The 16,003-nt window shown below is 26.2% G+C and carries 9 protein-coding genes; all 9 read right to left on the bottom strand.

The features are described 5' to 3' along the window. Window positions 1-126 precede the first annotated feature (126 nt). The 9 genes from RGC78_RS01945 to RGC78_RS01905 all read right to left on the bottom strand — a co-directional run bounded on the left by RGC78_RS01945 (window position 127) and on the right by RGC78_RS01905 (window position 16,002). Window positions 127-888 carry a formate/nitrite transporter family protein gene (locus RGC78_RS01945; protein ID WP_252215172.1) on the bottom strand — a complete coding sequence of 254 codons (762 nt, stop codon included), beginning with the start codon at window positions 886-888 and terminating at the stop codon, window positions 127-129. Window positions 889-1,498: 610 nt separating this feature from the next. Beyond that, on the bottom strand, window positions 1,499-2,911 hold the full coding sequence (locus tag RGC78_RS01940; RefSeq protein ID WP_252215170.1) for a potassium/proton antiporter: 1,413 nt from the start codon (window positions 2,909-2,911) through the stop codon (window positions 1,499-1,501). A gap of 389 nt (window positions 2,912-3,300) precedes the next feature. Next, complete coding sequence (locus RGC78_RS01935) at window positions 3,301-4,824, bottom strand: phosphohexomutase domain-containing protein (protein ID WP_252215167.1); 1,524 nt, start codon at window positions 4,822-4,824, stop codon at window positions 3,301-3,303. 594 nt (window positions 4,825-5,418) lie between these two features. Then, window positions 5,419-6,762 (bottom strand): MATE family efflux transporter, encoded by a 1,344-nt coding sequence (locus tag RGC78_RS01930; RefSeq protein WP_252215164.1) that lies wholly within the window; start codon window positions 6,760-6,762, stop codon window positions 5,419-5,421. A gap of 252 nt (window positions 6,763-7,014) precedes the next feature. After that, window positions 7,015-7,689: a Crp/Fnr family transcriptional regulator gene (locus RGC78_RS01925; protein WP_252224992.1), complete on the bottom strand. Its 675-nt coding sequence runs from the start codon at window positions 7,687-7,689 to the stop codon at window positions 7,015-7,017. A 90-nt stretch (window positions 7,690-7,779) separates the two neighbouring features. Further along, window positions 7,780-9,606, bottom strand: coding sequence for a glutamine--fructose-6-phosphate transaminase (isomerizing) (gene glmS, locus RGC78_RS01920; protein ID WP_252215158.1), 1,827 nt, complete (start codon window positions 9,604-9,606; stop codon window positions 7,780-7,782). A 610-nt stretch (window positions 9,607-10,216) separates the two neighbouring features. Next, window positions 10,217-11,263 (bottom strand): transglutaminase domain-containing protein, encoded by a 1,047-nt coding sequence (locus RGC78_RS01915; protein WP_252215156.1) that lies wholly within the window; start codon window positions 11,261-11,263, stop codon window positions 10,217-10,219. Window positions 11,264-11,611: 348 nt separating this feature from the next. After that, entirely contained in the window at window positions 11,612-12,769 is a 1,158-nt protein-coding gene (locus tag RGC78_RS01910) for a TolC family protein (RefSeq protein ID WP_252215154.1), read from the bottom strand. Between the two features lie 26 nt (window positions 12,770-12,795). After that, window positions 12,796-16,002 (bottom strand): efflux RND transporter permease subunit, encoded by a 3,207-nt coding sequence (locus tag RGC78_RS01905; protein ID WP_309555926.1) that lies wholly within the window; start codon window positions 16,000-16,002, stop codon window positions 12,796-12,798. Window position 16,003 lies beyond the last annotated feature (1 nt).

The raw sequence follows: 16,003 nt of genomic DNA, 5'->3' as shown, positions 1-16,003 counted from the left end.
TTCTATAACTTTATTTTATCACGGAGAATATCTACTGTCTAAGAATTTAACATTTATTTAAACTAATTCAAAATAAAAAAAGTGTTTTAGATAATCTTAAATTAGCTAAAACACCTTTTTATAATTTTATTCTTCAACACTCATATATGTTAATGGCAATGCTAATAATACTCCACCACCAATTATATTACCTAATGTTACCCAAAATAAATTTTTTATTATTAAGGTCATTGATAATCCACCTAATGCAAAATACCCAACTGAAAAAATACCCATATTAGCTATGCTATGCTCAAATCCAGCAATAACAAATGCAAATACACACCAAAACATCATTATAGATTTACCACTTTCAGATTTTAATCTAATAGTAGATAATACACCTAGACACACAATAAAGTTGCATAGAATTCCTCTTATGAGCAATTCAAATGCTGAAAGAGTAAATTTCGTAGTTACTATACCTCTTATATACTCTTGTATTAAAGAAAGTGATGCTCCACTTTTGACAAATAAAAATGATATAACTATTGCTCCTAAAAGATTTCCTAAGTAGCTTAAACACCATACTTTTAATGCCATCTTTAAAGTACATGTTTTAGTATAAGCCCCTACTGCCATAACCATATTATTACCTGTAAATAACTCACCACCTAAAAAAACAATGAGTGCTAACGCTATTGAGAATGTAGCTGCTACCATTATTCTAGCTAGTTCTGGGTAATTAGGATTCAAAATAGCACCTATTGTATATGATAAAATTATTGCTACTACTAAATAAAATCCTGCTACAATTGCTCTAGTTATATATTTTGTCGGTGCATTTTTAGATAATTCGTATTTATTTCTTGCCGACTTTGAGATAATTTCAACATCACTAATATACATATCTTTTTCCCCTTTACAATTTAATGTATTTTATTTATATAAATTAATTATTATTTTCATATCTATATCATAGCTAAAATAAAAAATTATTAATCTTATGAAATTTACTAAACGTTTTCTAATAAAAAGTTCAAATATTGTATCTACTATATTAAATATCTAAACTTCTTATTAAGAGGATTGGTATATATTAATAGGTGTAGTCAATAACTTTAAATATTTGTTAAATTATTAACAACTTAATTATATGTTAATTATTTTATTTCTTCAATGCATAAAATTATATTTTATTAGTTTATTTATTTTTCCATATATTTTTTGTTATATTATTATTTAAGTCATACTTTTTTACTTAAAATCAAATCATCTATTAAATTCATATATTGCTTATAATTTGTATTTTTTATGTTTTTATGATAATAATAACCATAGACCTGGTAATTTGTTAATATATAATCAAACTTTGTATTCTAAATATCCCTTAAATATACTTTAGACATAAAAATTAAGGATTATATTAAGTTTTATCCTTAATATAATCCTACAACATATCTATTTATTTTTAATATACTTTGCTAAAGCATTACTATATACATAAGAAAAGTTATTTTTAAAAGTCTATATTATCAAAATTTTCTCCTGTTAAGACTAAAATATCACCACTATAAATAATAGTTTTTCCTTTCGGATGTAGTATTTTTCCATTACGTTTTATCATAACAACTAATATATCTTCTGGTATATTAGCATCTATAATATTTTTATTAACTAATTTACTTTCTGGTTTTATTTCAAGTTCTACCAATTTAGTGTTCATTTCTTCTTGATAATCATTAAAAGTCTTTAATACTACAGCATCATTATCAACAAGATCTAGTTTTTTAGCTATAGGAGATATTAAAGTTCCTTGTAATGATACAGAAAATAATGCTATGAAAAATACTATATGAAATATATCAAAATTTATCAATGCATCATTCGTTACTGCTAATATAGCAAAAACTATTGACGCTGCCCCTCTAAGTCCTACCCATGAAACAAAAATTTGTTGTTTTATAGGCACTTTAAACCAGCTTAATATTGCAAAAGTTGATATTGGTCTTGCTATAAAAATTAAAAATATAGAAATTAAAAATCCTGGTAAAAACGCTAAATGTATTTGTGATGGAAAAGATAATAATCCTAATATAAAGAATAACATTATCTGCATTAACCAAGATATTCCATCAAAAAATTTAACCAAACTTTTTTTATTTTGTATTTTACTATTACCAATTATTATTCCTGCTATGTAAACACTTAAATAACCATTTCCACCAAGCCATATACTTAAAGAATATGCCAAAATAGCAATGGCCATTACAAAAACAGGATAAAGTCCTTCTATTTCAAAAACAACATTTTTTAAAATCCATGTACTTATTTTAGCTAAAACAACTCCAATTATTATTCCAAATAATACTTGAAATAATAAAAGTTTAAAAATTGATTGTTGTGCTCCAGACATAAAGCTTAATATTATTACAGTAAGCATATATGCTACTGGATCATTACTACCACTTTCAATTTCTAACAAAGATGCTAAGCCATCTTTTAAATTTAAATTTTGAGATCTTAAAATTGAAAATACAGATGCTGCATCTGTTGATGCTACTACTGCTCCAAGTAGAAAACCTTCTAATAAAGAGGATTTAAGAACCCACGTACAAAATATTCCAGTAAGACCTGCTGTTATAATAACTCCTATTGTTGACATTAATGTGGCTTTAGTAACAACTGGTTTTGCTAATTTCCAATTAGTACAAAAACCTCCATAAAACATTATAAAAACTAATCCAAATGATCCAATTTCTTCAGCTATTTTATAATTATCAAATCTTATTCCAACAATTCCTTCGCTTCCAAATATCATTCCTAACACCAGAAATATTAATAATGAGGGTACTCCAAATCGATATAAAACTTTACTAGAAAATACACAAATTATTAATACTAAAGAGGCTAAAATTAATGGTATTGTCATATACTTACACCACTTCCTTTCAATTTAATATAAATGATTGTTATATTAATTTTACAAATTTTTTAATAAAATATATAATATTTTAAAAATCAATCAATTATATAAGGATAAAATTATTATATAATTGATTAAATATACTTTATTTTCTATTTTATATAAACAATCTCATTATATATAGTATAGCATTTATGTACTAATAGGTACAATCTAAAATATTATTAAAACATTATTAATGTATAATAAGATTTATATTTAATATTAGAATTATCCTTTAATAGCTATATTTATGCAAAATTATATATAAATATTTTTAAGATTACAATAAAATAAAGCCATATATCATGATTAAAAATGATATATAGCTTTAAATGTAATTCTATATTTTTAAATTAGTTTAAATAACTTACGTTATAATTATTAATAAAGTTTTTAATAAATTCTAGTATTTTTTCACATCCTGATGTTTTATTAGATTCAGCGTTAATTACTATTTTAGGCTCATGTAAAGAAAGTCTTAATGTAAACCAACCTTCTCCAAATTTTTCATTGAATATAACTTTTATTCCATCACAATTATCTTCATCAATTTGCATATTATCATTATCAGCAATCACTTTAACAAAATCATATAATATTTTATTAGCATAATTATTAAAATCCTTTTCATTAATTGCTAATTTTATTTCTCTTTCCTCATTTGGTAATTCTAAATCACTTATTAAATCCTCAATAAATTTATTTTCATTTTTTAATTTAGCCATAACAATAAGTATTTTTGATGCAAAATAAGCTGCATCATCTAAAAAATAATTTTCTTTTAATACAACATGACCTGATGTTTCAATAGCTACATAACATTCTTCCCTTTTATTATTTAGTTTCATAGCCTCATTTATAATATTTTTATATCCCTTTTTAACCTTATGATGTTTACCACCTAATTTTTTTATAAATTTGCTTACTCCATCGGATGTCACTGAATCAGTAACTATAGTAGATCCTTTGTGTTCTTTTAATACAATTGCAGAAATAAGTGCAATTAAAGAGTTTCTATTTATAAATCTACCTTCTCTTCCAACCAAAGCAGCTCTGTCTACATCTGTATCAAAAATAATTCCTAAATCAGCATTGTTATCTATAACTGCATTACTTATTAAATTCATAGAAATATCTGTTTCTGGATTTGGAATGTGATTAGGAAATGTACCATCAGGCTCTATAAATTGACTTCCTGTTGTGTCAGCACCTAATTCTTCTAATACTTTTTCTTTGAAAAATCCTCCTGAACCATTTCCTGCATCTAATATAATTTTCATTCCTGTTAAAGGCTTATTGTAATTTTCTGAAGAATTAATTTCTTTTCTTATTTTTTCTACTAAGAGTTTAGAATAATCATTAATAAGTGGCTTAAAAATAGTCATTCTTCTAGCTTCCATTTCACTTACAAAAACATTTTCTTTATTGTCTTCATATTTTGATGCTATATTTAATACCTCTTTAATTTCTTCTTTATCTAAACATCCATTTTTAGTAAATAGTTTTATGCCATTATAATAATAAGGAAGATGACTTGCAGTTATCATTATAGCTCCATCACATTTATAATCATCCATAATAGTTGTCATATACATTGATGGTGTAGTTGATAATTTGCAATCATATACTGTGACTTTACACGCGACTAATGTGTTGATTATAGTGTGTTTAAATTCATTTCCCGTTATTCTAGAATCTATCCCCACTGAAATTTTTAAATTATTAAGCTTATTTTTATTTTTTAACCATTCATGAAATGCTATTGTTATAATTTTAATTTCTTTATTAGTTAAATTTATAACTTGATCTTCATTAGTTAATACAATTCCTCTAATGTCACTTCCATTTTGTAAGTCATGCAAACAGTTATTGTTCATACCCATCCCCCTATTTAATAATTTATTATAATTTAAATAAACTAATTATCATGTTGAGTAATTTCTTATTCTATTATGATAATATAATATCATAATAAAACCATTTTTATACTTATTTTACTTTTATTTGTTTGAATATTATAGCGTTTTTATTAAGTAATAATTAGTTCTATGTATAAAAAAAAAGCACAAAATAATACTTAAATTATTTCATACTTTCTCTCAATCACTAAAGTAATCATTAAATTTATCTTCTATCAAACTTATGTAAATATATTCAATTTGTAAATTATATCATTTTTACATAAAAAAATAAAGACTATATATTAATTAATATAAATTTTAGGCTCTGTTTTAAATATGTGTTGATATATAAAATAGGTGAAATGGCATTGTAATTGGACTTTGAGAATTCTTAATGAGTATTGTCACATTTACTGCTTGTCTCAATTTTACATTGGGAGCAAGCTAAAATGGGACTATACTCATTTTAGCATTCCTAAGTTCAATTACTCAGTCCATTTTACTTATGTATATATCAACACACTACTAAAACATAGCCAAATATTAAACAAAATTTTAAAATAAAAATTATTAACTTTCTATACTTAATGATAACTGATTGTGTTTATATTTTATAAATAAAGTAATTCCAATGAATAACGTACAAACTTCTGTAACTGGAACTGTCATCCATATTCCTACGCTTCCAAAAACATGTGAAAGAATAAATAACATGCTTAAAACAATAATTAATGCTCTTGATAAAGATATACTAACTGCGAATTTAGGTTTTTCAACTGAATAAAAGAATGCATCAAATAATAAATTTATTCCCATTATAAGATATGCTAGTCCATATATTTTAATTGCTGATGCAGTCACTTTTATAATTTTTGGATCAGTTACAAATAAAGAGCTTAATTGATAAGAGAAAAATATCGATGCAAAAGTAAATATTACTCCAACTCCCATAGCAAACGTAACTCCTAGTTTGAAAAAGTTAAAAGTTCTTTTATATTCATTAGCTCCATAGTTAATACTAACTAAAGGTTGCATTGCTTGAGCATTTCCCATAAAAATTGAGAAAAATATTAGATTTATATTAGCTATAATTCCATAAGCTGATACTCCAATTTCACCTATCTGGCTTAAAATTACTCTGTTAAAAGCAATAGTAACTACCCCTACTGACATTTCGCTAATAAAACTGCTTACTCCATTGGTTACTATTCTTAAAAAATCATTTAATCTTGGTATAAATCTTTTTAACTTAAGTCCTGATTTTTTACTTAATGAATAAGAAAATGTTATTGTAAAACTCACTACTGTTGAAATAGCTGTAGCTATTGCTGCTCCAAACATACCTAAGTGGAATCCAAAAACAAATAATACATCTAATACAATATTAAGTGAACAACAAGCAATAGTTGCTAACATTGATATATGAGGTGCTTTATCATTTCTTGCAAAAACATTCATAAAAATATCTAAAACAAAAAATGGAGCAAAACTCAAAATTGTTAACATATACTGTTTAGTCATTTTAATTGTATTGTCAGTTGCACCAAGGAAATATGCTATTTTATCAATAAATACAATACCTAAAATACAATAAATAATTCCCATAATTAATGCACTGATAAATCCAAAAGTATACATCTTCCTAGCATTTTCATCTTCGTTTTTACCCTTAAAAATAGAATATATAGTTGCAGAACCTGTTGCAAAAAGAAATCCTGTTGCATACATCAATGATATCGTTGGAGTACTTACATTCAAAGCAGCTAGTCCAATGCCACCTAATGCTCTACCAACACACAATGCATCTACAAATACATATCCTGATAGCATAATCATACCAAATATACTTGGTGCTAAGTACTTTAAGTATAATTTACTTTCGCTATCCTTTACTAAATTAAAACTTCTTGCCATTTTTACCATCCTAACTTTTTAATAATATTACTTAAGACCTCAAATATCTTTTTGAGTTTTATCCTTTAGCTAACTAACCATAAAACACCCTCTTAGATAATTTTCTTTATAAAAAAAGTACCTTGGTACAAACTAATGTATCCAACATACTATTTTTTAACATCATTTAATTTATACAGGATACTTAACTTTACGTCCTGTTGATGATAACACATTTAATATAAAAGTTATGTACTTTTAAATACACAAGAATTATATTTTATATAATTCATTGGAGCATTGCTTCAAAAGATTTTTTTCATCTAATATAGTTATATTATTTCTAGATGTTTTAATAATATTTTTTTCACGAAGAAGTTTTAAATATTTAGCTGTGTTAGTTCTATTCATACCAATAATTGCAGATAAATCCTTTTGAGATATTCTAATTACACCATCTTTAAATTCTGATGACATTAAACACGAATATAAAAAATTACATATCTTAACTAGTCCATCATTAAAAAGAATATTTGTAGTATCATACATTAATAAATTAACCATTTTTACAAAGCCTTCTAACATAGTTTCATATAGCTCAGGATTGTCTTTAATAATATTTGCAAAGTTATCTTTCTTGAAAGCTAAAACCTCTACATCACATATTGCTAAAAGTAATACTGAATGCTCAAGGCTACAATCAGATGGATAATAAAAAGGTTGTATGGTTCCCTTACCATGAAAAGAAAAATTCTTTTCATTACCACTTGGATGTAACATAGATAATTTCACTGTGCCAGATACAATATAAAATATTGTATTCATACTATCATCTATATCACATAGATATTCTCCCTTTTTGTAATATTTTACTTCATGTTCCTTGGTACGAAATAATTCTTCATATTTTTTAAAATTATTACTGAAATAATATCGTGGAGTATACATAAACTCATCCCCCTTTACATAAATATAAGACTAGTCATTTTAATTCTATTAAAATGACTAGCCTTATATAACTTTTATAAATTTTAATTATTATTCTACAGTAACAGATTTAGCTAAATTTCTTGGTTTATCTATATCGCAACCTTTAGCTTTAGCTACATAATATGATAATAATTGAAGTGCAGCAACACTCAATACCGGTGCAAACATATCCATAGTTCTTGGAATGTAAATTACTTCATCTAGAACTTCTTCTAATCCTTTAGTTCCTTGATAACAAACTCCAATGACTTTTGCTCCTCTTGCTTTAATTTCTACAATATTACTTACCATTTTTTCTTTTAAAGCTTCTTGAGTTAATAAAGCAATTACATTTGTTCCCTCTTCAATTAAAGCTATAGGACCATGTTTTAATTCTCCACCAGCATATGCTTCAGCATGAATATATGATATTTCTTTAAGTTTAAGTGATCCTTCTAATGCAACTGCATAATCAAGACCTCTACCTAAATAAAATACATCTTTTTCTTCATACATTTTTTCAGCTATTGCTTTTATTTTTTCTCTATCTTCTAAAACTAGTTCTACCTTTTCTGGTAAATCTAATAACTCTTCTTTTAATTTTTCTAATCTATCACTCTTTAATCTTCCTAATATTTTGGCAAATGTCATAGCCATCATATACATTCCGATTATTTGAGTTGTATAAGCCTTAGTAGATGCAACTGAAATTTCAGGTCCTGCTAATGTATATAATACATGATCAGCTTCTCTTGATACTGAACTTCCAACTACATTAGTTAATGCTATTATAGTAGCTCCAATATTTTTACTATTTCTTAAAGCTGCTAATGTATCTGCTGTTTCTCCAGATTGACTTATAACAATAACTAAAGATTTATCAGTTACTAATGGATTTCTATATCTGAATTCAGATGCTATATCAACTTCTACTGGGATTTTTGCAAATGATTCAATTAAGTTTTTACCTACAAGTCCAGCATGATATGCAGTACCACAAGCTACTATAAATACTCTATCTGTATTTTCTAAATCTTCTTTAGTTATTTTTAAATCATCTAAAAGCATACTCTTTTCCATTGAAATTCTTCCAGCCATAGTATCTCTTATAGCTCTTGGTTGTTCATGAATTTCTTTTAACATGAAATCTTCAAATCCACCTTTTTCAGCAGCATCTTCACTCCATGTAACATGGTAGATATCCTTTTGTATTTCTTTTCCATCTGTTGAATAAAGCTTAACTCCATCATTTGAAAGAACAGCTATTTCATGATCTTCTAAAAGATATACATCTCTTGTATAGCTTAATACAGCTGGAATATCTGATGCGATGAATGATTCATCTTTTCCTAATCCTACAATTAAAGGACATTCTTTTCTTACTGCTATTAATTTATCTGGCTCGTCTTTACAAACAACACCTAAAGCATAACTTCCTTCAAGTCTCTTAAGTGTTTTAATTATAGCTTCAAATAAATTTCCTTCATAATAATAATCAATTAAATTAGGAATTACTTCTGTATCTGTTTCTGATTTAAAAGTATATCCTTCTCCTTTAAGCCATGTTCTTAATGTTAAGTAATTTTCAATTATTCCATTTTGAACTACAGCAATTGTTTCTTTACTATTTAAATGTGGATGTGAATTAACATCTGATGGAGCTCCATGTGTTGCCCATCTTGTATGTCCTATTCCCATGTTTCCTTCAACAGGATTTTCCTTTATATTATCTGCTAAATTAGCTAATCTTCCTTTGAATTTTCTTACTTCAATTTCTCCATTATTAACAACAGCTACTCCTGCTGAGTCGTAACCTCTGTATTCTAACTTTGATAATCCATTAATTAAAAATGAAGTAGCTTTCCCACTTCCTAAATATCCAACTATTCCGCACATATTAATCTTCCTTTCTTAATTCATAATATTAAAATTACAACCTCTTTTAGATTCCTCTAATTATAAATTTAAAAATAGGCATAATAATACTCATAAATACAAAATCTAAATTAAGAAGGTTTTAACACCTAACTGGATTTGTACTATAAATTGCTTTATAGCTTTGCCAGTTGTTAACGGTAGTGCAAATACCGTGGGGCACCCGCCGAAGTTTCGATACTCCCCAACCTCGTCAACTTAAAATTAATTTCATTTTAGTTATTTGATATTTACTATTAATTATTCTTAATAATAAACAATAACAAAAAATTATTTTAAGTCCTGGCGCTTTAATCTATATTACTAACTAAATTATCCCTCCAATCAACTGATTTCATGCCTATGGATTTATTTTATCATATAATTTGAGTTTGTCTACAATATAATATATATCTTTTGGCATAAAATTCTACAAAATTTAATACTTTTATTCAAAAAAAACACTTATATTTTTTTCTTGCATAAAAATATAAGTGTTTTTTAAATGTATATTAAGTTTTTACTATATATTTAATTTTTTTATTGATAATTTAATACAAATTACACCAAATTAGACTCATTTTCTGAAATATCAATTTACTAAAGCTCCACTACCATCTAATTTATATTTTCCTATCATTGTATTATAAGCCATTTGTCCATTTGAATAACAATAATACCATGTTCCATTATCTAATATCCAACCAACTTTCATTTTTCCATCATTATCAAAGTAATACCAATTTCCATCGTTTTTAAGCCATCCTCTTGCATCTCTTCCACTAAATCTAAAATAGTGCCAATAGCCTTTTTCACTGTACCAATATCCACCATTATAATAACTCGATACATCCTTCTCATTATCATTATTGTAATCTGTAAAAGTCTTTGGAATATTATAATAGTTATAATATGCAGTTGGATACTTAGACTTATTCCAATAAAATCCATTGTTTATCAAAAAATCATCACTGACAAGTAAATATTTATCTCTAATTATATTATCATTATTAGTTATATCTAAATTGTACCAATTTCCATTGATATTAACTAAATTCCAAGCATGTCCTGTCCCATTCATAGTACCACTAACTATTCTAGATTCTATTCCTAATATCTTAAACATTTTATATGCTGTCATAGCATAACCTTGGCAAATAGTTTCTTTTGTTGTTAATGCAGAATATACATTATCAGACTTTATACTATAATCATATTTGTATATCTTAACCAAATAATTATTTATAGCTATAACTTTATCTATTGTGCTCATATTAGGATCTATTAAATTATTTACTATTCTTTTTAATTCGCTATCTATAAAATCTTCTTGAGATTTAGTTGTTCTATATTGTATTGTAAATTTATTTTTTGCTCCATTAATTTTAATATTATATGAAGACACTGATCTTTCTAAGTAATCCTCACTATCTATTGCACTATCTAATACAGATTGAATATTATCACCAAAATAATTAAGAGTAAATTCTGTTTCCCAATCTTTTAAATTATCATAAATTTCATTTTTTAATTTATTAGAATCATAAAACGTTTCTGATGCATAAACATTTATGTTTGTAGAAGCTATTATAATTATTCCTATTAATATTACTTTTAATGTGTTTTTTAATCGGTTCATTCTACTCCCCCTAAATATTTTACTTAATTAATATAAATTAATTAATTGTTATATTGTATTTTTAAATTCTTAAAATACACTCCTATATCCACGAATTTTTACTATAATATCAAAACATTATTAAAATAGAGTGTATTACTAAGATGTATTCATAATTTATTAGTAATTATACTATATATTTCAACTTAATGAAAATTCCAAATTATACATATCTATTTATCAATACAGGAGGTAATATGAAATTGAACTTATAAACACTAAAAGAGTATAGTATTTATAAGTTCAATTACTCTGTCCACTTTACTTATGCATATATAAATACAAAGCTAAAACATAGCTAAATTTATGTTACATTCCTGAAGAAAGTGTCCAAGGCTTATCTATTTTTTCTTTTAAATCATTGTAACTGTTAATTAAAGAATTATAACTAACTTCTAATTGTTCAGTAGTCAAAAGTTGCTTATAATAATCTTGCTTTGTAGCTAGTCCAAGATCATATTGAAGCTTAGTTATCTTAGTTTTGTTATACAATACATCAAGCTGTGATTTCATTGAAACTATATTACCTTCTAATGTCACAAGTTTTGTATAAGTAGTAAGCAATGTTTGTTTCATTGTTCTCTTTGCATCACTTACCGAATTCATTGCTGTATTTGCATTATATTCACTTTCTATATCTTTTAAAGAAGCCGATATCCAATTATAATAATTAGTTGACCAATTCTTTAACGCATCTTTATATTCAGGTTTAGTATTTCCCTCTTCATCCTTATAATCATTTTCATTTGGAGGTACTGGTTTAGAGCCTGCTGTACTTGAATAGTTATCTTCAACCCAATCAGCTAATTTTTTATTATATCTAAAATAAGTATCGATTCTCTCATCAAGGTAAGAATCTAAAGATTCATCTAATTTTAATTGTTTGAATTTAACATCGTCCTCTAAATCATAATCTTCAACATCTATATCTGTTATTATTTCAAAAACTTTTTTACTATTCTTTAGTTCCTGTTTTTTTGATTTTCTATCAGCTTTAAGTTTTTCTAATTCAGCTTTAGCATTTTGCATTTCAATTGTACTAACTAATCCTATTTTTTTCTTTAGCTCCATGTTTTCATATTCTTTAGTTTTAATGTCTATATCTATCCCTATGTTTTCTAATTCTTTTTCAAGTATTACTATTGAATTATATTTACTAGTTACATCTACAGATATCTGATCTTCTAAAAATTTTCTTTTTTGTTCATTTTGACTCATTTGTATATCATTATATCCATTATCATCCATATCAACATCTTCATAAAAATCATCTTTTTCCTCAAGCATATCCTGTTTTTCTTCATTCAATACTATCTGATAGCTATTATCTATTGCCGAATCTATAGCCTTCTCTAAACTTAATATTGGCTTAGAGGTATTTGCATTTACTGGCATTTGAATTAGCGAGGCTGAAGTTATTAAACCAGCAATAGTTAATGCAACTAATCTTTTTAAACTATTATTCATTATATAATCTCCTCTCTAAAAGCTTATTATTTATTTTCATCGTTATTATTTAGTATTTCTTCAGTTTTTTCTTCTATTTGTTTTAAATTTATATCATAGTTTGCCTCTTCATTATTAGTATCTATTTTTTCTTTATTTCTAAAAGATAAATTATTTACTTTTTTAGTTATTTTATCTTTTAATTTATTAAATTTATTAAAGAATTTCTTTTCTAATTTATCAAATATCATATAAATAGTAGGTATTAATATAAGTGTTACTAATGTAGATACTGAAAGTCCTCCTATTATTACTACTGCAAGAGGTTGCATTGTTTCTCCACCACTACCAAAAGATAATGCAGTTGGTATCATTCCTACAACAGTTGTCATTGTAGTCATAAGAACTGGTCTAAGTCTAGTTGCCGATCCAATAGCAACTACATCTGTTAAATTATCATTTGGTTTAGCCTTTCTAAGTTGTTCAATATAATCTATTAAAATTATACCATTATTAACAACTATACCGACTAATAATATAGAACCGAGCATTCCTACAACATTAAGATTTGCCCTTGTTATTACTAATGCAAAAACAACTCCAGCAAATGCAAATGGTATACAAAACATTATAATAAATGGTTTGCTAAATGACTCAAATTGAGCAACCATTACCATATAAACAAGTATTATTGCTATAACCATAGCAAATATCAATCCACTCATTGATTCATTCATCATTTCTGTTGCTCCACCAAAAGAAATACTATAATCTCTTGGTAAATCTAATTCGTTTATAGCATTCATAGCTTGTTTTGATGCAGTACCTATATCTAAATCATCTACTGTTGCTGAAATAGTTATAGTATAATCTCCATCACTTTTAGAAATAGATTTCAAACTATCTTCCATAGTTATCTCTGCAAATACTCCAATTGGAACTTCTTGACCACTTTGAGATAAAATTTTAATTTGTTTTATATCATCTAAACTATCAATACTTGATTCTTGAAATTTTAAATTAACATCAACTTTATAATCATCTATTGTAGCTGTTGTCACAGAATCCCCATTTATTGCTGTACGTAACAAACCAGCTATTCCTGATGTATTTATACCGTATTGTTGAGCTTTATCCTTATCTATTTTAAATTGTGCTTCTTTTGTTGTATCAGCTAAAGACGTTGTTACATTTCTAAATCCATTTAATGAATTTAATTTTACTTCTGCTTGTTTTGCTATTTCTTCTAAAACATCTATATCTGGTCCTTTTAGTTCAAGTGAAACTCCATCTGAACCACCAACCATACTACTACTCATATTAACTTTTACTTCGCAATCAGGCACAGTGGCCATTCTTTCAACAATTTCTTTTTCTATATCCTCTGTAGATTTCTTTCTTTCCTTTTCAGGAACTAACTCTACAGCTATATTAGCACTTGTACCACTACTAGATTTTGATCCTGAAGACAAAGTTGTCATAGTAGTTTTTATTTCCTGAATATCTGCAATTTTATTTTCTGCCATAGATACATAATAGTCACTAGCATTTAATTCAAGACCTTCTGGCAAACTTATAGATATACTTAATTTTCCTTCATCTGTTGATGCCATAAAATCAACACCTATAAATGCTGCTCCAAATATAGACCCAATAAATAATAAAATACTTATAAATACAACTATCTTTTTATGATTTAAAGAGATTTTCAATATACTTCTATATCTTTTACTAATTTTATCAAAAATAGGTGATTGTTTTTCAACAAGTTTTTTAGCATTTTCACCTTTACTTAATTTGGCAAAAATACTAGGAACCAATGTTATTGCTACTATTAAAGATAATGACAATGCATATATAAGTGTCTTCGCTAAAGCACCAAACATTATCTTAGTAAATCCTTCAGTAAATAAAATTGGTAAAAATATAGCTACTGTTGTTAATGTTGATGCTACAATTGCATTTGTTACAGTTTGAGCACCTTTTATAGAACAATCATCAATATCCAATACAGTGTCTCTCCTATATTGAAATATATTTTCTATAATAACCGTTGCATTATCAACAACCATACCTACGGCTATTACAAGTGAACCTAGTGTTACCATATTAAGAGTTTCACCTGTAAAATAAAGTAATGCAATAGCACCTATTATTGATGTAGGAATTGCAATAGCAACAACTAATGATGCCCTCATATTTTTTAAGAAAAGAAAAATTACTAAAAACGCAATAACAGCACTTATAGCAAGATTTTGCATTACACTTTTAATTGAATCATTTATATATTCACTAGAGTCATTAACTACTTCAATTTTATATTCAGGATTTTCTGAATTAAGTTTTTCTACTGTTTTATGAACATCCTTCATAACTTGTACAGTATTTGCATCTTGCTGTTTCTGTATATCTATTACTAAACTATTTTGACCATTATACCTATATATAGCTTGTTTCTCAGCAAATCCATAATCAACATCACAGATCTTATCTAACCTAACAGTTTTTCCACCACTTACTGGTATTTGAACTTGTTTTACATCTTCTAACGAATTTAATTCATCAATACCTCTTAAGACTATTTTATCTTCACCTTGAATTATTGAACCATATGGAAAAGTTTTATTAGTAGCTGATAAAGTATTTTTTATAGTCTGCAAACTAACTCCATAATTTGATAAAATAGCAGGATCAGCAGTTATATTTACTTGTGATTTATCTCCACCATTAATTCCTGCTTCAGTAACTCCAGCTACTGATTCAATTTTAGATTGAATAGTATCTTCTGCATATTTCATTAATGCTTCCGAGCTGTGTCCACCAGAGATAACTAATTGAGATATTGCTTGCGCATTCATATCCATTTTAAGAACAGTAGACTTTGTAACATCATCAGGTAAAGTTGATTGCACAGAATCTACCTTTGATCTTACATCATTCAATATTTCATTTAAATCTGTTCCATATTCAAATTGTGCCACAACCATTGAAACACTTTCTTGAGACATAGAAACAGTCTTTTTAACATTAGATATTGCCGATAATTTTTCTTCAATTTTTTCACTTATTTGTTCATCTATATCTTCAGGACCCGCTCCTGCCCATTGCGTTGTTACCATTACTACTGGTATTTCTATATCCGGCATTAAGTTAGCTGGCATCTTCAAATAGCCTATATAACCAAACATAATAACAACCAAAAATACCATTATTATTGTAAGAGGACGTTTAACTGAAGTTTTAGTTAAATTCATA

Source organism: Clostridium aquiflavi, from assembly GCF_031344075.1.
GTDB lineage: Bacteria > Bacillota > Clostridia > Clostridiales > Clostridiaceae > Clostridium > Clostridium aquiflavi.
The sequence above is the reverse complement of the archived record's forward strand: the minus strand, read 5'-3'. Positions and strand labels throughout refer to the sequence as shown.

Coding starts and splice junctions, on each gene's coding strand:
- RGC78_RS01945 (WP_252215172.1), bottom strand. CDS start 888: ATGTATATTAGTGATGTTGAAATTATCTCAAAGTCGGCAAGAAATAAA.
- RGC78_RS01940 (WP_252215170.1), bottom strand. CDS start 2,911: ATGACAATACCATTAATTTTAGCCTCTTTAGTATTAATAATTTGTGTA.
- RGC78_RS01935 (WP_252215167.1), bottom strand. CDS start 4,824: ATGAACAATAACTGTTTGCATGACTTACAAAATGGAAGTGACATTAGA.
- RGC78_RS01930 (WP_252215164.1), bottom strand. CDS start 6,762: ATGGCAAGAAGTTTTAATTTAGTAAAGGATAGCGAAAGTAAATTATAC.
- RGC78_RS01925 (WP_252224992.1), bottom strand. CDS start 7,689: ATGTATACTCCACGATATTATTTCAGTAATAATTTTAAAAAATATGAA.
- glmS (WP_252215158.1), bottom strand. CDS start 9,606: ATGTGCGGAATAGTTGGATATTTAGGAAGTGGGAAAGCTACTTCATTT.
- RGC78_RS01915 (WP_252215156.1), bottom strand. CDS start 11,263: ATGAACCGATTAAAAAACACATTAAAAGTAATATTAATAGGAATAATT.
- RGC78_RS01910 (WP_252215154.1), bottom strand. CDS start 12,769: ATGAATAATAGTTTAAAAAGATTAGTTGCATTAACTATTGCTGGTTTA.
- RGC78_RS01905 (WP_309555926.1), bottom strand. CDS start 16,002: ATGAATTTAACTAAAACTTCAGTTAAACGTCCTCTTACAATAATAATG.